Genomic DNA, 18,227 nt, shown 5'->3' on the forward strand with positions numbered 1-18,227 from the left:
TGTATACGCTGGCGACAGCGCAAAAAAAGGCGGTGAAATACATCACCGCCTTTTTTAAAATATAAAAGGATCAATTACCGAACATAAATATGAACTTCATTGGTCACCGCTTGTCCACTGGATGAAGCAGAGAGGCTGACACGCGACGCTGGTAAGCCCATATCTGTCAACGAACGCAGAACCCGCTGAGCGTTCCGTGTTGATTTCGACTGATTAATCGCAACATTTGCCGCCCCGCCTTGCATTGGTGTAATCGCGACGACATCAAAGACAGACTGAGGCCGTCCCTGAAGCGTTCTGTTGACCGCTGTGTAAAGGGCCTGTTCATAAGGAACATCTGCACGATCAAAACGAATGACAACAAGTGGCTGACGATTTCCAGCAGCAAAATTCTGGGTGTTTGTGCCAAGAACCGGTGACGAAGACGCCACAGGAGCCGGGCTTAGATACGCCCGGCTTGCCAGGCTAGATCCCAGAAGCTCACCGTTTTTAATGGAATGAGAGAGTGTGGTTAAGTTGGACCGCTCATTGCCAACATAGGCCGTTTGGCGACTGATATCTTCAGACAGCTCATTTAAAAGTCTGTCAACCAGAACAACGGTTCTGTTGGTTTCGTCTTCCAAAATGGCCAGTTGACGATGGTCTTCTTCAATCGCACCCGACAGGCCGTATGCGGCGCGGGTTGATTCTAGAAGATACGCAGACATGCTGGAATCACTAGCAACAGCATTTGCCAGACTATTCATCGATGAAATATCAGCACCGATTCGTTCCAGTTGAAGCTGGGCTTGATTCCACTGATTAATCAAGACCGGATTGCCCGGTGTTGTGCCCACTTGCAAGCGCGTATTAATCGCGGCGATTGTTCCGTGGTAAGTCTGTGAATTGCCAGTTGTTGTTGTTCGGATCTGCTGCAATTGCTGGTTTCTAAGTTTTAGACGTTCCTGCAATGCGCCAAGTTCACTCCGAAGAACGGCGACTTTCTGACCAACAAATGTACCGGTATTCGGCGCTGGTGTGACACCCGGGGTCACAAAATTTGTTGTACCAAGGGCAGGCGGCAACGCACCATTTGCGCCACTTACCGTCGGGTCAGGATTTTTTTCTGCGTCGGATGCGGCGATGGCAACAGGTTGCTGAGCCGAAGCAGGCTCCTCTCCTGTAAGCGCCGGCATCAGCGATTCATCTACAAATGAACAACCTGCTGCGAGTAAAGCTGCACTCAGCACAATGGGTCGGGTAATGCGATATACCATATTGTGAAACACTCTATCGTTTTTGGATGTAAAGCCCTTTATCCGGGTTTACGGATCCCCCTGTTCGAACAATCTGTCTTCTAAATACAGTAAAACAGAGCCAAATACTAGCCGTTGAAGCGCGCGGCGACAAGAAAGGAATTATTTTCAGTATTTTACTGTTTTTTTGAAATCTCCCCTTGCAATAGTCTGATCTTTTAAGTAGTTTCCCGATCCGCAGCAGACAGGAACGTTTTAGCGCTTCTGTCGTGAGGTAAAAATCACTGCCTGCGCACCGGTAGCTCAGCTGGATAGAGCACTAGACTACGAATCTAGGGGTCGGGAGTTCGAATCTTCCCCGGTGCGCCATTTTAAAGTCTCACGTTACAAAGACTTAGGCGCAGCTTAGCAGCCAGCTAAAAACTCCAAAATATCAGTCTGTCACAATATGGTCACAGTGACGGAGATTACGTATGGCTTCTATACGAAGGCGCGGAGTAAAATGGCAGGTCCAAGTTAGGCGCGAAGAGTGCCCAACATTTTCAAAAACATTCAATCTAAAGTCTGACGCAGAGCGCTGGGCGAGGTCTATCGAGCAAGCGATTGATAGAGGACTGTGGCCTACGTCGTGAATATCTATCAGCAAGTCACCGAGGGAAGCTTTCGAGCCTAAGTCAAACACTAAAAAGGATTGGAGGCTGGATCACCGTCATGCCGATCTTAACAGTTCACCTACAACCCTTATAACCTCTCTTGGTTTCTTAGCTTTGAAACAGATTAAATCATGCTCCTGAAAAGAAGGCCAAGCGTTTGACTCTAGATTACTATTTGCACCTGTTCTTTTCATCGATAGGTCCCCCTCACTCCGCCACGGACTTTTGGAGCTTTCTCTGATTGTGCCAGGATCCCAGATTTTTTCGTCATACTTGATGTCCGAAAGGAGCGACACATCGATGTCATCTTGGCGTACCCATGCACTTACAAGTGTTTTTTTGTCAAATTCGAAGCCGATTGGTAACCCCTCTGTGGTTTCGTATACGTATAAGTGAATATTCCCCTTTTTACCTTTCGTGTTTTCTAATTGCTCGATCTCCGGACAAAGAGATAAAAACTCACTGGTAAATTCACTTAACGCGCTCATTTTTTTCATAGTCTACCCCTATTGAAACTACTGACCCCAAACAGCCATAGAGAATAAAAGTAGGAAATTAAAGCACTTACTGAGATTATTTTACCGTGTGTAAATAGCCTCCTACAGACCAGAAACGCTCTACACTTTATTACCTAAGGTTCGTTTCATCCAAACGGTAGTACATTAACTCGCAAATATCGTATAACTCTGACGTGCTAGGTAAACAAAATCGGGGGAGGTAGCTCTATGTCCAGTATGGTAAAGTTAAGAAGAAAAGAACTTGGCCTTACTCAGGAGTGGGTTGCCGAGTGTGTAGGTACAACTCATGCAACAATACAAAGACTCGAGAATGGAAAAATTCCTTTGTCCTCAAAATGGGCAATCGCTCTATCTAAGTGTCTTAAAACCCACCCTGCCAATCTGATGTTTAGTAAAACAGATTTACGCATCGCACTGAACGAAGAAAATAACATATCAACATCTACCCCTCTTCGGAGGTATAGGAAGCAGAGAGGCTTCACCCAATCTGAATTGGCAAAGATGGCGGGAACTTCTCACCCACAAATACAACGGCTGGAGACTGGGGAACGGAAATTAACTTTAGAATGGGCTGAAACTCTTGCTCCACACCTATTAGTACATCCGGCTAATTTGTTATTTGATGATGAATCCCTCTATGAAGCATTAATTAAAAAAGAAACCTTAAATAACCAAGGTTGAGGTTGGATTAATAGGTTTCGAAACAGGTTCAAGTGGCCACTTCTATAGTACCGTCTAGTACAATGCACGATCTCAGAGGCTCTTCGTTGACTTCGTATTGTGTATGCGCGGCTCTAATGTTGTCACACTCCTGTCACAACGAGCGTCACATTTGGCGTCATTTTGTTGTTGATAGGCAATAGATTAAATTTCCTTAAAAGATTGATATTAAAAGAGTCTTCGGGTCGTATCCTTAGGGTGCACCGGTAGCTCAGCTGGATAGAGCACTAGACTACGAATCTAGGGGTCGGGAGTTCGAATCTTCCCCGGTGCGCCATTTTTTCCAAAATGAAATTCGAGTTCGGAACACAATCCTTTGGGATCGTGCGAGTGGCGCGCGCTTCTTGTTTGTGCGTGTTTCGCGGCTGTCAGGATTGACCGCGCAATGAGGGAAGGCCAACACCTGTGCTTTCAAAGCCACCGTCTGAGGCAACGATTTGACCGGTGACGTAGCTGGCCTTTTCGGAACACAGGAAAACAATGACTTCCCCGATCTCTTCTTCCGTACCATAGCGGTTTAATGGAATGGCATCGTGATAAGCTGCAATAATGTCAGGGGTATGCACAGCCATTGCCAATTTGGTTCTAACGGGACCAGGGCAGACGCAGTTGGCCCGTATGCCATATTCGCCAAGTTCAGCAGCCTGTTGTTTCGTCAGATGGATAACAGCCGCCTTGGAGGTGCCATAGGCGACGCGCAAAGTCGATGCTCTCAGGCCAGAGATGGACGCGATATTGACAATTGCCCCTTGCGTTTCTTTTAAGGCCGGTGTTGCGGCTTGAGACATCAGGAAGACGCCATCGATATTGGTGTCCATGACGCGGCGCCAGCGGGCGAAGTCAGTTTCTTCGATTGGGCCAAAATCGGCAACACCTGCGTTGTTGACGAGGGCATCCAGTCGCCCGAAATGATCGGAAACCTGTTGGATCGCATTGCGAACAGCGTCGGGCTTAGCGACATCGGCGACAATGGGAAGAACGCCGGTTAATTCAGAAGCGGCTTCCAGCAGGGCGTCTTCGTCCCGGTCAACCATGGCGACTTGCCAGCTCTCCCGAAGAAAAAGGCGTGTGGTGGCAAGACCGATACCGCGAGCCGCACCTGTAACGATGGCAATTTTTTGCGTCATTTATATATCCCCGAGCAATATAAGTTTCCCATTCCAATGTCTTAGCGGGAAGATCGGTTTCAGTAAAGCGGTCCACCAAGTCGGGGTTCAAAAAATAGAGGGCTGATGGGGCCGCGACAAAGGAGCCCGTCCTGCATTTTGTCCTGAAGGTTAGGTTTGGTTTTGATGCGGATGTTCAGGATCTGACGAATTCTGGGCTTGTTGCTCAGTGGGAAATGTGGGATGAAAAACGGCGTGTTGTCTCAGGGGCTTCTGATGTCGCCCGTTGCTTGAAATCTGAGAACATTCTGATTTTTCGAATCTGATCGCCTTCAAATGTCCAAATTTGCATCCAGTTTGAGGTCCATTTTTCACCAGATATCGTCAAACGGCATTCTAGATACCCTCGCACAATCACTTTGTTCAGTTCCTGATGAAAATCAGTGGGAATGACCTTCAAGAGATCAAGAAAATGATGATGAAGCGTAACGAAATTCATGGCGCCTTTATGACCCATAAATGTTGCGGTAAAACTATCTGTATAAAGTTGATTGCCCAGACATATATGGACTTCCACATCTTCGGCCAGAAAAGGGAGCATGTGCTCGATTTCGCCTTCAATTATATTGCCGAGTATTCCTTCAATAAGTTCTTTGCTTTGATCGTTTTCCATTGCTCGCTCCACTATTGGTCGAACATCAACTGAGCGTTTTTATTTTACAATACTCTAATATTAACCATATGGCGCTGGAACAATAAACAAAGCAAAAAAACCCGAAAATTCAAAAAATTTTCGGGTTCTTCCAGATTATAATTTTAAATCAACCTGTTAGCTTGCCTGTTGTAATAGGTTCCAGACTTTAAGCGGTGTGGCAGGCATGTCGATATGTTGAATGCCTTTTTCTTTAAGCGCATCAACAGTTGCATTGATGATTGCCGGAGGCGCGGCGATGCATCCTGCTTCACCGCATCCTTTCACACCCATCGGGTTCATTGTGCAGGGAATTTCAATGGTTTCATACAGCATATCCAGAGGCACATCATCAGCGCGAGGCATGCCATAATCCATGAAGGACCCAGTCAGAAGTTGGCCGTCGTCGTCATAGACGGTATTTTCCGTCAAAGCCTGACCAATCCCCTGACCAATGCCGCCGATGACCTGATGGCGCACCAGAGCGGGATTAACGATGGTGCCGAAATCATCCACAATAACATAACGAACAACCTCAGTCGTTCCAGTCTGCGGGTCGATTTCGACTTCTGCAATGTGGCAACCGTTTGGATACGTGAAAGCTTCAACCGTGAAGCTGGCTTCGCTATCAAGGCCTTCGGCCAGACCTTCCGGCAGCTGGCCCAATCCCCGGGCGCGATGGGCAACCTCCAGAATACCAATTTTCCGGTCTGTCCCGGCGATCGAGAATTCACCTTCTGCCGCGGAAAATTCAATATCCTCGGCCGCAGCTTCCAGAAAATGTCCTGCCAGCTGCATGCCTTTATCAATCACTTCGTCACTGGCTTTATGAATAGCCGGCCCTTGCGTTGTGAGAGAACGAGAACCACCGGTGCCCCCTCCTGACTTGATCTTGTCGGTATCCCCTTGGATGATGCGAATATTTTCAAAAGGCACCCCGATCCGATCGGCCAATACTTGTGCATAAGCGGTTGAGTGCCCTTGCCCAGAGGATTGCGTCCCTACGGCAAGGGTTACGATGTCGTTTTCTTCAAACCGAATGGTCGCGGTTTCTGTTGGGTTGCCGGCCGTTGCTTCGATATAGAAGCACATGCCCATCCCCCGCATTTTACCAGCACTCTCGGAGGCGGCCCGCCGACTGGCAAAGTCATTCCATGCGGCATTTTCAAGCGCTTTGTCCATCACCCGTTCGAATTCGCCACTATCATAGATACAACCGGTCGCGGTTGTGTATGGAATGGCTTCAACAGGAATAAAGTTCTTACGGCGCAGCTCCTCCGGGCCAATCCCAAGCTCGTTTGCCGCTGTGTCCATTAATCGTTCGATCACGTAAATGGCTTCTGGTCGTCCGGCGCCGCGGTAGGCATCGACAGGCACCGTGTTCGTAAAGACGCCTGTGCAGTGATAGTGAAGGGCCGGAATGTCATAGACGCCGGGCAGAACCTTCAGTGCCGCCATCGTCGGGATCATTGGCCCGAAACTTGACAGATACGCACCGAGATTTGCATAGGTATGAACGCGCATGCCCAGGATTTTATGATTGTCATCAAACGCCAGCTCGGCTTTGGTGACGTGGTCGCGCCCTTGTGTGTCTGACAGGAAAGCATCACTGCGTTCGCCGATCCACTTAATTGGTTTACCAATTTTGCGGGAGGCCCAGACCACAGAAGCCAATTCTGAATAAAAGAATAGCTTCATGCCAAAAGCACCACCCACATCCGGTGTGATAACTCGAACCTGCTCCTCCGGGACATGCAAAATAGCTTTTGCGAGTAATCCTTTTAAAACCCAGCCACCTTGCGTACCCATCCGGATGGTCATCTTTTCTTCTGCCGGGTCCCAGTCAGCGATCAGTCCGCGTGGTTCCATGGAATTGACAACAACCCGATTGTTGATCAGGTCAACGGATGTTACATGGGCGGCTTGGTCGAAAATGCTCCCCAATTCATCCGCGCTGCCATGTTCCCAGTCAAATGCTTTATTCTCTGGAACATTCTGATGCACTAAAGGTTGCCCGGAATTTGCGGCTTTTGCCGTGTCAGTGACGGCGCCCAGTTCGTCAAAATCAACAAAAATAAGCTCGGCAGCGTCTTTAGCCTGCGAAAGGCTTTGCGCAATAACCAGTGCAATATTATCTCCAACATACCGAACTTCATCGGTTGCCAGTACAGGATGACCGGGGTCAGCCCGATCACTTCCGTCACGGTTTTTCAGAGGGATCATGCAGGGTAATTCGTTGGCGTTATCCGCGGCCAATTCCTCGCCAGTGATAATATCCACCACTCCCGGGGCGTCTTTTGCTTCTTCCAGATCAATCGAGAGGATCTTCGCGTGGGCAACCGGTGAGCGCAGCATGTAGGCGTAAAGCTGACCGTCCAAAGTAATGTCGTCTGTATATTGACCACTTCCAGTAATTAACCGGTCGTCTTCAACCCTGTTCACTGACTGATTAACGCCAAATTTGACCATTCTATGTATCCATTCATTGCTTGAAAGGCGGATAGTCACCGCCCTTTTTATAGTGAATATTTTTGCGCGCCCACAAAAAGCGTCGATATCAGACCCTTAGGTTTTTGGATTTTCCCACAAAATACCTGTTTCTGATAGTGACGAAATCTCACTCTCATCATAGCCGATTTCACGGAGGATGTCCCGGCCATTCACACCAAATCCGGGCGGAACGGAGCGAACTGCGCCCGGTGTCCTGCTCATTTTGATGGCGATCCCTGTGCCTGAGTAGCCGTCTTTTTCAACAACCATTTCCCGATGCTTTGTGTGCGGATGAGCCAGTGCCTCAGGCACGGACATCGCGGCCCCCGCGGGAACGCCTGCTTTTAACAGCTCAGTGGCAAGTTCGACGCCGTCCCTATCTTTCAATAACTCTCCCAAAATGGAGTTCAGGTCATCCCGATGGGCGAGCCGTGCGCTATTGTCGACGAACCGGGCGTCTGACGGTATTTCAGGTCGGCCCAAGGCTTCACATAATTTTCTGAATTGCCCGTTATTGCCAATGCCCAGAAAAACAGGCGCGCTGGCGGTTTGATACAAATCATATGGGGCAATATTGGGGTGAGAATTTCCTGTCAGTTTCGGGGCGTTACCGCTCATCAGGGTGTTGGGGGCATGCGGATGCTGAAGCTGAATACCAGTATCATATAGAGAGGCTTCCACAGATTGGCCTTTACCGGAGGTGTGGCGTTCATTAACCGCCATCAAAATTCCGATAACGGCGTTCATGCCTGTTCCAAGATCAACGAGGGGAATACCAACACGGACCTGCCCGGATTCAGGAGAGCCGTTAATACTGATCAGCCCAGCCCATGCCTGAATGACGGCATCATATCCGGGGAAGCCACCAAACGGCCCGTCGGCCCCAAATCCGGTAACCCGGCAGTGAATAAGGCGCGGGAATTTTTCGCTTAGAACATCCTCGTATCCCAGACCCCATTTTTCCAACGACCCTGTTTTAAAATTTTCAACAAGAATATCGGCGTCTTCCAGAAGTTTGAGCAAGATTTCCTTACCCTTGTCATCCCGGATGTCCAAAGCGATGGAGCGTTTATTTCGATTGGCGCCAGAGAAGTAGGCAGATAAGCCGTTTTCGTTGAAAGGAGGGCCCCAAGTGCGTGTTTCGTCGCCCTGAGGGGGTTCGACTTTAATAACTTCTGCGCCATGGTCAGCGAGGATTTGGGTGCAAAAAGGCCCCCCCAGAACACGTGATAAATCGATGACTTTTAGTCCGCTAAGAGCACTTTTGGACATTTTTTATTATATTCCTTTAACGACTGTTGGTATCCGGTTAAGCGGATGTTTACGCTACGTTATCACCAAAAAGGCGTGAGGCAAATTGGGGATAAACTTCTTTCACGACTTTGGCGACATCTGTGTCCAGCGCTGAAAGCAGGGTGGCATCTGGAGCGGGTGTTGTTGGAATTGTCGCGTCGTAATCAAAAGAGAAGCCTGTATTATCCAGAATATCTTCAAGAGAGCTAGTCGGGTGGATGCTTTGAAGATGAAACTTTCTTTTCTCTTTATTAAACCGAAAAAATGCCTTGTTGGTCAGCAGGCCATAAGGGCCGCCTTTTCGGTAAATAGTATCGTCAGAGCTCCCCGGAGCACTGACAAAATCCACTTTGTCCACGAGAACCCGGCGCGTATGTTCTTCCCGAAAAAGTATCACTTTGGGGATCAGGAAATACAAATAGGCAGAACCAAATGTACCCGGCCATCGGGGGGTTTGCAGAGGGTACTCGCCGCGTCCCATCAGGTTAATATTGGCTTGGCCGTCTATTTGTCCGCCGCCCAGAAAAAAAGCGTCAATACGGCCCTGAGCGGCGCAATCAAAAAGTTCCTGAGCACCGTTTGTGAAAAAGTTGTTTTTCACGGAGCCTAGAATATTGACATGAACCGGCTGTCCCCAAAACTGTCGCGCCAGAAGAGCGGCTGCGCCCGGAATAGGAGAAGAGGCGCCAACGGCGACGTGATTGCAGTCTTTTAGCAAGCCCGCAATGAAGCAGATCAACGCTTTGCGGTCATCAGACAGGCTCATTTATCCCCTCCCTTAAAAACGAACTCTTGCAGGTAACCTTCAAAACCTTCGTCTGTTTTTGCTTTTTCCCGGTAATCAGAAAGATGGGCGCTATCTTCTCCTGCACCTTGCCAGAAGCCCAATGGCCAACTGCCGTTTTTGCAGACGGAAATTCCACCCACATAGAGGGCAGGCAGTGTGCCTGCGGCCATTTTTTCGTCTTCTAATAAATTGGTCTCTACAATTTTTTCAACAGTAACAAGCGCCGTTTTGGAAGCCTGCGCCATATTTACCAGTTCGCGACGCCGGCCGACCCACACATTCCCGTCTGTGTCGGCCATTGGTGCATGAAACAAGGCGATATCAGGCTGAATTGCCGGAATGATAACGACCGGGTCTTCGTCTTGGTTGAACGGATTGTTGATCACTTTCCAGTCGGGGTGGTGCTGAAGAATGTCACTGCCGATGATGCCGCGCAAAGGCATAAAGGGAGCCCCCTTCTGAGAGGCTTGCAAGGCGGCATGGATGGCAGGGCAGGTCGCATCCACCAGCCTGATGCTTCCGTCCTTAACCGCTTTGCTGAAGCGCGGCGGTGGATTATATTCCCCCAATGTAAGAGCCGAGCTTTCAAAAACTGAAACACAACCTGCGCCAATCAGCAATTCACTTTGCAAACCGCTTGTGGGGACGCCAACAATATGAAGGTCGCGGGCGTTACGGCGAATGAGTGCACGAGTGGCTTCCATGGCAATGCCCGCGTAATCGGCGGGGACAGCGATCTTGGCACCGTTCGGTATTTTGTCGACCAGTTGTTCGATTGAAAGTGTCATTCTTGTCTCTTTTTTATTATTTTTTTAGGCTTGATTTCTGATGGTGGGAATAACCAGGAAGGGCAGGGCTCCAACAACCAGACAAATCAAAGAAAATGAGAAAACAGCTTCGTAACTTTGACTTATATCATAGATCCACCCGCTAATAAAAGAGCCAGAAGCTGCCCCCAAGCCACCGCCCGTTGTTATGCTGCCATATATGACCCCGAAATTTTTTCCTCTAAAAATTTTTGCAGCAAAGGAGCCGACGACCGGTCCGCGGGTCCCCATGGTCAGCCCAAAAAAGAGAATAAATCCAATGACCGCCCAATAGTGTGAGGGGCCGTCAAACATCCACAAAAACGCAACGCCGATCATTGTGAAGGCGTAAGTTCCCAACGCCACTACAATATTGTTGAAGCGCGTAAGGAAATAGCCGCAGGAAATCATGCCAACGGGAATGAATAAGCCGGTCAATCCAATGTTGAACGAACTTTCAACGGGCGTCATGCCTTTTTCAATCAGATAGGTCACGCTTTGAATAACAATCGAATACATGCCGTTTGCCGTGACAAAGAAAACAGAGGCAAATCCCCAAAAACTTGGCGTTTTCATGGCTTGCTTCAATGACATGTTCTGTGTTGCCATGACTGACGGGGATACGGCATCTTGGGAGGATGGAATAGGACGACCACTGTTAAGTTTCTTCCAGGGCAGCAGGAGAATAATTGGTATGATCGCCAATATCCCAAAGCCCATAACAATTTCAGTTGAACGCCATCCCAGATTGGTGATCAGGATCTGCGAAAGAGAAAGGCCTAAAAAACTGCCTGCCCCCAGAGATGAAAAAACGATGGCGATGGCGAGCGGTAGTTTTGCGTGATACCAGCGGCTCACCAATGCGGAATTGACAACATTGCCGCAGCATGCCGCCGCAAATCCAACTGCAACGCCCAAACCCAGATAAAAATGCCAGATTCCGGTTGCATTCCCGGCGATGATCAGGCCGCCGCCGGCAAAGCAAAGGCCAATTGAATAAAGCTTTCGCGGCCCCATTCTGTCGTATAAAAATCCTGCAACCGGGCCAGACAAGCCGGTTGCCAGCGCGCAAACTGAAAAAATAGAGGCGATTTGACTACGAACCCAGCCGAATTCTTGAAACAGGGGACCAACCAGATTCGGAAAATGTTCAGGGACCATCCGGCCAATAACGCCAATACAAAAACAAAGAAAAACGACAGCAAGCGCCATTCCTGAAAATTCTGATGTTTGTCGGTTCGGCAAGTTTCGGCTCCAGACGGGTGCAGAAGACCGAATGTTTTTGGTTTTGCGGCCCTGCTTGATTTTATATTATCATTAGCAGAATGTTCGAGGTGTGGGAATGTTCTTGTGCGTCTTAGTCTTTACGGAAGACGGCCGAGGCAACCCACCCGGCAAGGAGAGCAAGTAAGATCGCCGCCAGACCGTGCAGGACCGGGTAGTTCTGGGCGAAATCAAAAATACGTCGTCCTAATCCCACCTTTTCGATGAAGAGTGGCGATGATTGTGCGCTGACCAATTCGCCGCTTCGAAACAGATAGAATTCTGCGACATAGGTGCCGACGGAAACATTGGCTGGAAAATCAATGGTGGTTCGGAACAGGGACGGGCCTAAAAACTGAACAGTTGACTGGCTATCGATATAGAGCTGTGCTTCTTGTTGTTGACGAATAACGGCTTTGCGAAATTCTTTTGTTTCTTTCTTGGTACTGCTTGATTGAAAGACAAGCCGTTGCGAGCCAATTCTGAGGCGGGCAAGGGTTGATTCAGAAGCGATTTCTTCCACAGGGCGACTGCTGGCAGACGCATAGAAGCTGGGTATTTTTGCCAATTTCACCGACTGCGTGTTCGCCCATACGCCCAGTACCCTTTCTTTCTTTCGCACAACAACTTCTTTTTCAGGGCCGCGAACGACAATAATGATGTCGCCATATTCGTCTTCAAGGTCCTGCGTGTCTGTCCTGATCGTTCCAAAAAGAAGGAGATCAGTGCCGGTAAAATCGGAGGTTACAGAAATCAGATGGGAAGAAATGTCTGTGACCAGCGAGCCATCAGCATTTGCGGTTTTCAAAGAAGTGCCGCAGAAAAAGCCGACAATAAGATTGAGGCAAAGCATTGAATGCAGGAAGGGAAGACGTTTCATCCTTTTCCTCCTACAAATCCAAAGCTGTAAAGATCATCTGGCGTCAGGACCAAATCAAAAGCCAGTTTGATACAAACAGCCAGAACAAGTGCTGCAAGAAGGGAACGAACCTGCTCGCCTTTCATTTTTGCGCCAATTCGGGTGCCAAACTGCGCGCCTACAACTGCGCTGCTCATTAAAAGAAGGGCAAGCATCACATCAACTGTTTGGGTGGCGACGGACTGCAAAAAGGTGACGTTGGCGGTAACAAATATGATTTGAAAGAGCGAGGTGCCAATAACGACTGAGGTCGGCATTCCCAGCAGGTAGATCATGGCAGGGACCATGACAAAACCGCCGCCAACACCCATGATCGCGGACAGAATGCCCACCAAGAAGCCGAGGCCCAGGGGCATCAGCGCGCTGATATACAGTTTGGACTTTCTAAAGCGCATCTTGAACGGAAGGCCGTGGATCCAGTAATGCTGGTGGAGTTTCTTGCGTCTGACGCCGCCTTTGCGGTTGCGAAGCAAAGCGCCAAGGCTTTCAAAAAGCATCAGGCCGCCGATAATGCCCAGAAACACGACATAGGAAAGTGAAATGAGGAGGTCAATTTGGCCAGCGGACTTTAGCAGTGCAAAAATCCAGGTGCCGAGGGATGAGCCAACGACACCGCCAATGAGCAGGACAAAGCCCATCTTGAAGTCGACATTTCCTCGGCGCCAATGGGCCAGGACACCAGAAACACTGGCAGCGACGAGCTGATTGGCGCCTGTTGCAACAGCAACAGCAGGCGGTATTCCGGTCAGGATAAGGAGCGGTGTCATCAAAAAGCCCCCACCGACACCAAACATCCCTGAGAGCAATCCAACAGCGCCGCCCATACCCAAGATCAGAAACAGATTTACTGAAATTTCCGCTATGGGTAGGTAGACAGGCATATTCCGATTTTACCCTTTTTTCAGGTAATTGATAATCAAACTATCCCTGCCTATACAATAATTACGGACAAATTGTAATAATTCCTTTTGAAAAGGAATAAAAAATGTCGAATTAGGCTTGGGCTGCTGTGATATGAATCGAATTCAGAAGCTTAAGAATATTGTCATTATACAAAGAGTAATAAATTGTCTGTGCTTCTCTTCGGGTCGTAACAATGTCGTCTCTGCGCAGTCTGCCTAAATGTTGAGAGAGTGCGGATTGACTTATCTTAATCTTTCTTTCGAGTTCTCCAACGGACAGCTCTTCTTTTGAAAGGCAGGTTAGGATTTCAAGCCGTCGTTGATTGCCGATTGATTTCAAAATCTTGCTTGCTCTCGGTAAGACGTCAGCAAGTTCGGTATAACTGCGATCGCTCGCGGTTGATGCCTCCATGTTTGTGCTCCCCCTGTTGCACGGTTACAAATAGACGCTTGTTTACATATGCCATCCCGCTCTCTTGCGTATGCGCGAGAAACAAAAAATACAGTCCCAGTTCTGTAGATTTCGTTTTGGAACTACGGGTTGGTAAGCGTTGTTTTAAAAATCAGTACTATCGACCCAATTTTCAAATAATCGGTAAAGTATTGGTTTTACTTTATTTTTGAAAAAAATGGATCGAGAAATGTTACATTTGTACCGCTAAATTAGCAAATACAACGTGAATATGCACGGAAATGTGAAGGTTTGTCACGTTTTTTTTGACGTTTACGTAAAGGCGAATTGACGTTTACGTAAACGTCAACTATAGTCGCATTATTGTTAATTCAGTATTTTGGATGGAAAACCATGAGTGAAGCACGTTATTCCATTACGGATCTGGCGGAAGAATTTGGCGTAACATCCCGAACAATCCGCTTTTATGAAGATAAAGGATTGGTTGAGCCTGGCCGTGAAGGGCTTACCCGCGTTTATTCCCGTGGTGACAGGGCTCGTTTGAAATTGATTCTGAGAGGGCGGCGGCTTGGGTTCAGTCTTCAAGAGATTAAAAAGATGATCGATCTTTATAATCCTGAAGGCGAATTAACAGAGCAGTTAAAATATACTTTGCAAAAATGCGAAGAGCAGCTTGAAAAGCTTATGGTGCAGCGCCAAGATATTAATGAAGCGATTGGTGAACTGGAACAAGGAATTTCAGATCTAAAAGATCATCTTGTTCTGCAAGAGGCTGGAGAAACCGAAGTTAAGAAAAAGCTCGCTTAGCCAACAGATTAGAATTGTTCCGACAGCTGCCATAAGTCCCTCCATCGAGAAGGCCTGTCGGGGTCGTAAAAGATAAGAAAATTGTCACCTTTAAATCCGTCTCCAGACAGGGTAGGCGGAACATGAAATGTCTGAAAGGAAATTTAGATCATGAAAAACGTGGTCATCGCAGGATACGCTCGTTCTCCATTTACCCTCGCGAATAAAGGGGAAATGGTTAGGATCAGACCCGATGAAATGACCGGTCAGGTTGTTAAAGGGCTGATCGAGAAAAGCGGCGTAAATGTTCAGGATATTGAAGATGTCATCATTGGTAGTGCTTTCCCGGAAGGTGAGCAGGGCCTCAATGTCGCTCGTATCATCAGTTTTCTTGCAGGTATTCCAAAATCGGCAGCAGCGACAACCGTGAACCGGTTCTGTGGCTCTTCAATGCAGGCCATTCACATGGCCGCTGGGTCTATTCAGATGGGCGCGGGCGACGTGTTCATTTGTGGTGGCATCGAGAGCATGACACGGGTTCCAATGGGCGGCTTTAATCCTGCGCCGCATCCGGCGCTGTATAAGGAATATCCAGAAGCGTATGTTTCCATGGGGATTACGGCCGAAAATCTTGCCAAGCAATATTCCATTTCACGCCAGGAACAGGAAGAAATGGCAGTGGAAAGCCATGCCCGCGCGGCGGCGGCCCGTGCTGCAGGGAAATTCGATGACGAAATTATTCCAATCGTTCAGGGAAATATTCGGGTTGAACAGGATGGCTGTATCCGTCCGGAAACCACATTGGAAACACTTGCTGGCCTGAAGCCTGCTTTTGACGAAGCGGGCACTGTAACAGCGGCAACATCTTCGCCATTGACGGACGGCGCGTCTGCGACGCTTGTTTGTTCAGAAGAATATGCGGACGCAAATGGCCTTGTTAAAATGGCACGGATTAAATCCATCGCCGTTGCAGGATGTGCTCCTGAAATTATGGGGATCGGCCCGGTTCCAGCAACTGAAAAAGCACTTAAGCGGGCAGGCCTTACTTTGCAGGACATCGATATTATCGAACTGAACGAAGCGTTTGCTGCTCAGTCTTTGGCGGTGCTTAAAGAATCCGGTATGAAATACGACAATACAAACCTTGACGGTGGTGCCATTGCGTTGGGCCATCCAATGGGGGCAACAGGTGCTCGGATCACAGGTAAGGTTGCAAGCCTGCTTCAGCGTGAAGGTAAATCTCTGGGTCTTGCAACACAGTGTATTGGTGGTGGTCAGGGGATCGCGACTGTTCTGGAGGCTTGCTAATCATGGCTATTGAAAAAGTAGCCGTAATAGGTGCTGGCGTGATGGGTGCTGCGATTGCCGCCCATGTCGCCAATGCAGGGATTCCCGCTGTGTTGCTGGATATCGTGCCCGAGGGTGCGGATAACCGTAACATGCTGGCGGAGGGCGCTGTCGCCAAAATGTTGAAGACGAAGCCTGCGCCGTTTATGCATAAACGGAACGCAAAGCTGGTCACAACTGGAAATCTGGAAGACAATCTTGATCTTGTCGCTGATTGTGACTGGATTGTTGAAGCGATTATTGAGCGGCCAAATCTGAAGCAGGATCTTTACACAAAGCTTGATGCGGTTCGCAAAAAAGGCTCCATTGTTACGTCTAACACGTCAACCATCCCGCTGAAAACGCTCATGGCCGGAATGCCAGACAGCCTGCAGCGTGATTTTGCAATCACCCATTTCTTTAATCCTCCGCGCTACATGCGGTTGTTTGAACTGGTAAAGGGTGAGCAGACCCGCGAGGATGCTATTGAAGAGTTGCGTCAATTTGCCGATGTTTCCCTCGGTAAAGAGGTTGTTGACTGCTACGATACGCCCGGTTTTATCGGAAACCGGATCGGGATTTACTGGTCATTCGTTGCGATCAAATCAGCGTTCGATCTTGATATGAGCGTAGAAGAGGCTGATGCGGTTTGCGGAAAGCCTATGGGTATCCCAAGTACCGGTATCTTCGGTCTGGGCGATCTCACCGGTATTGATCTTGGGCCGAAAGTCAACGAAAGCATGTTGAACGAACTGCCCGAAAGTGACCCGTTCTGTCAGGAATATGACGCCGATCACCCGATGGTTGCGACCATCGCCAAGATGATCGACGAAGGGTATACCGGCCGTAAAGGCAAGGGTGGCTTTTACCGGATGAACAAAGAAGGCGGGAAAAAAACCAAAGAAGCCCGCAATCTTAAAACCGGTGAATATGCAAAAGCAGAGAAGCCGAACCTGAAATCTGTGAAAGCGGCGCGCAAAGGTCTGCGGGCGCTGGTTGAAACAGATGATGTCGGGGGCAGATATGCTTGGTCTATCCTGTCAAAGGTCATTTCCTATTCAGCCTCCCTGGTCGGCGAAATTGCAGATGATATCATTGCCATCGATAGTGCAATGAAAACCGGTTATGCGTGGAAATATGGCCCGTTTGAGCAGTTGAATCAAATGGGCGTACAGTATTTTATCGACCGTTTGGAAGCGGACGGTATGCCGGTTCCTGCCTTCCTGAAGAAAGTGGGTGATCGCCCGCTTTATAAAGAAGAAGGAACAGATGCTCTTTATATGACGGTGGACGGTGAATATGCCGTTGTGCCTGTGGCTGAAGGTGCGTGGACACTCGCTGACATCAAGCGTGGTAACGAGCCGGTCATGTCGAATAGAGGAGCCAGTATCTGGGATCTTGGCGATGGCGTGGCCTGTCTAGAGCTTCATACGAAGATGAACTCAATCGATCAGGATATTGTCACCATGCTTGGTCAGGCGTCCAAACTGAACAAGAAAGGTTTCAAGGCACTTGTCATTGGTCATGATGCAGATAACTTCTCCGTCGGTGCCAATGTTGGTCTCGCCCTGTTTGCGGCGAACGCTGCCATGTGGCCTGTGATCGAAAACTCAATTTCTGAAGGCCAGAATGCCTTGATGAAGTTGAAATACGCGCCGTTCCCTGTTGTTGCGGCTCCTGCCGGTATGGCACTGGGCGGTGGTTGTGAGATCGTTCTTGCCGCAGACGCTGTACAGGCCCATGCCGAGAGCTATATGGGACTTGTGGAAGTGGGCGTTGGTGTTATCCCTGGATTTGGTGGTTGTAAAGAGCTTGTCATGCGGGCGATGCACAATAAGCGCCGTCCCGGCGGCGCGATGCCAGCCTTATCTGGCGTGTTCGAAGCGATCTCAACCGCAAAAGTTTCAACCAGTGCGGCGGAAGCCCGTGATCAGCTTATTCTCCGTGAAGGGGATGAGATCACCATGAACCGTAAACGGGTTCTTGCGGATGCCAAGAAGAAGGCGCTGCAACTTGCTGAAGGGTATGAAGCCCCAGAGCGTCAGGAAGCCTATCTGCCAGGTCCTTCTGCCGCGGCTGCTTTTGATATGGCGGTTTCAGGTTTTGTGACCATGGGCCGGGCAACTGCGTATGACGCCGTTGTGAGCGAGCAAGTGGCAAGAGTTCTGTCCGGTGGTGATACCGACATTACAGAGCCTGTCACAGAGAAAAAGCTGCTGGAACTGGAACAGGAAGGGTTCATGACCCTTATCAGGAACCATAAAACACTTGACCGGATTGAGCATATGCTGACCACCGGCAAGCCATTGCGTAATTAAGG

At 48.9% G+C, this 18,227-nt stretch carries 16 protein-coding genes and 2 tRNA genes; 6 read left to right on the forward strand and 12 right to left on the reverse strand.

The window, feature by feature from the left end:
- Nucleotides 1–74 precede the first annotated feature (74 nt).
- Nucleotides 75–1,256 (reverse strand): hypothetical protein, encoded by a 1,182-nt coding sequence (locus tag ACJAYR_RS00445; protein WP_169543282.1) that lies wholly within the window; start codon nt 1,254–1,256, stop codon nt 75–77.
- Nucleotides 1,257–1,527: 271 nt separating this feature from the next.
- Here ACJAYR_RS00445 and ACJAYR_RS00450 point away from each other — a divergent pair.
- Nucleotides 1,528–1,604, forward strand: a tRNA-Arg gene (locus tag ACJAYR_RS00450).
- A 340-nt stretch (nt 1,605–1,944) separates the two neighbouring features.
- Here the strand turns inward: ACJAYR_RS00450 and ACJAYR_RS00455 are convergent.
- A complete protein-coding gene (locus ACJAYR_RS00455; protein ID WP_415234767.1) occupies nt 1,945–2,385 on the reverse strand; it encodes a hypothetical protein in 441 nt (146 codons plus the stop codon).
- Nucleotides 2,386–2,613: 228 nt separating this feature from the next.
- On the opposite strand from ACJAYR_RS00455, the gene ACJAYR_RS00460 reads away from it, so the two are divergent.
- Together ACJAYR_RS00460 and ACJAYR_RS00465 are read left to right on the forward strand one after the other, a co-directional pair.
- Nucleotides 2,614–3,087 (forward strand): helix-turn-helix domain-containing protein, encoded by a 474-nt coding sequence (locus tag ACJAYR_RS00460; protein ID WP_415234768.1) that lies wholly within the window; start codon nt 2,614–2,616, stop codon nt 3,085–3,087.
- Nucleotides 3,088–3,326: 239 nt separating this feature from the next.
- Nucleotides 3,327–3,403: transfer RNA gene (locus ACJAYR_RS00465), tRNA-Arg, on the forward strand.
- Between the two features lie 91 nt (nt 3,404–3,494).
- Here ACJAYR_RS00465 and ACJAYR_RS00470 read toward each other — a convergent pair.
- The 10 genes from ACJAYR_RS00470 to ACJAYR_RS00515 form a co-directional block, all read right to left on the reverse strand.
- Nucleotides 3,495–4,253, reverse strand: coding sequence for an SDR family NAD(P)-dependent oxidoreductase (locus tag ACJAYR_RS00470; protein ID WP_415234769.1), 759 nt, complete (start codon nt 4,251–4,253; stop codon nt 3,495–3,497).
- A gap of 205 nt (nt 4,254–4,458) precedes the next feature.
- The gene (locus ACJAYR_RS00475) at nt 4,459–4,905 is read right to left on the reverse strand and encodes a nuclear transport factor 2 family protein (RefSeq protein ID WP_415234770.1); all 447 of its coding nucleotides are present in this window, start codon (nt 4,903–4,905) and stop codon (nt 4,459–4,461) included.
- Between the two features lie 156 nt (nt 4,906–5,061).
- Nucleotides 5,062–7,392: a xanthine dehydrogenase family protein molybdopterin-binding subunit gene (locus ACJAYR_RS00480; RefSeq protein ID WP_415234771.1), complete on the reverse strand. Its 2,331-nt coding sequence runs from the start codon at nt 7,390–7,392 to the stop codon at nt 5,062–5,064.
- Nucleotides 7,393–7,488: 96 nt separating this feature from the next.
- Nucleotides 7,489–8,685, reverse strand: coding sequence for a CaiB/BaiF CoA transferase family protein (locus ACJAYR_RS00485; protein ID WP_415234772.1), 1,197 nt, complete (start codon nt 8,683–8,685; stop codon nt 7,489–7,491).
- A gap of 49 nt (nt 8,686–8,734) precedes the next feature.
- Nucleotides 8,735–9,472, reverse strand: coding sequence for a CoA-transferase (locus tag ACJAYR_RS00490; RefSeq protein WP_415234773.1), 738 nt, complete (start codon nt 9,470–9,472; stop codon nt 8,735–8,737).
- A complete protein-coding gene (locus tag ACJAYR_RS00495) occupies nt 9,469–10,281 on the reverse strand; it encodes a CoA transferase subunit A (protein WP_415234774.1) in 813 nt (270 codons plus the stop codon). The genes ACJAYR_RS00490 and ACJAYR_RS00495 overlap by 4 nt, the downstream gene beginning before the upstream one ends.
- Before the next feature lie 24 nt (nt 10,282–10,305).
- Entirely contained in the window at nt 10,306–11,544 is a 1,239-nt protein-coding gene (locus ACJAYR_RS00500; RefSeq protein WP_415234775.1) for an MFS transporter, read from the reverse strand.
- Between the two features lie 112 nt (nt 11,545–11,656).
- Nucleotides 11,657–12,442 (reverse strand): TIGR02186 family protein, encoded by a 786-nt coding sequence (locus tag ACJAYR_RS00505; protein ID WP_415234776.1) that lies wholly within the window; start codon nt 12,440–12,442, stop codon nt 11,657–11,659.
- Entirely contained in the window at nt 12,439–13,362 is a 924-nt protein-coding gene (locus ACJAYR_RS00510) for a sulfite exporter TauE/SafE family protein (RefSeq protein ID WP_415234777.1), read from the reverse strand. The genes ACJAYR_RS00505 and ACJAYR_RS00510 overlap by 4 nt, the downstream gene beginning before the upstream one ends.
- A 112-nt stretch (nt 13,363–13,474) precedes the next feature.
- The gene (locus ACJAYR_RS00515; RefSeq protein ID WP_415234778.1) at nt 13,475–13,795 is read right to left on the reverse strand and encodes an ArsR/SmtB family transcription factor; all 321 of its coding nucleotides are present in this window, start codon (nt 13,793–13,795) and stop codon (nt 13,475–13,477) included.
- Nucleotides 13,796–14,188: 393 nt separating this feature from the next.
- On the opposite strand from ACJAYR_RS00515, the gene ACJAYR_RS00520 reads away from it, so the two are divergent.
- From ACJAYR_RS00520 to ACJAYR_RS00530, 3 genes are all read left to right on the forward strand, one after another.
- Nucleotides 14,189–14,602, forward strand: coding sequence for a MerR family transcriptional regulator (locus ACJAYR_RS00520; protein WP_169543272.1), 414 nt, complete (start codon nt 14,189–14,191; stop codon nt 14,600–14,602).
- Between the two features lie 150 nt (nt 14,603–14,752).
- A complete protein-coding gene (locus tag ACJAYR_RS00525) occupies nt 14,753–15,889 on the forward strand; it encodes a thiolase family protein (RefSeq protein WP_415234779.1) in 1,137 nt (378 codons plus the stop codon).
- A gap of 2 nt (nt 15,890–15,891) precedes the next feature.
- Nucleotides 15,892–18,225: a 3-hydroxyacyl-CoA dehydrogenase/enoyl-CoA hydratase family protein gene (locus tag ACJAYR_RS00530; RefSeq protein WP_415234780.1), complete on the forward strand. Its 2,334-nt coding sequence runs from the start codon at nt 15,892–15,894 to the stop codon at nt 18,223–18,225.
- The last annotated feature ends 2 nt before the right edge of the window (nt 18,226–18,227 follow it).

It is taken from the genome of Sneathiella sp. (assembly GCF_047631475.1).
In the GTDB taxonomy this organism is placed as follows: Bacteria; Pseudomonadota; Alphaproteobacteria; order Sneathiellales; family Sneathiellaceae; genus Sneathiella.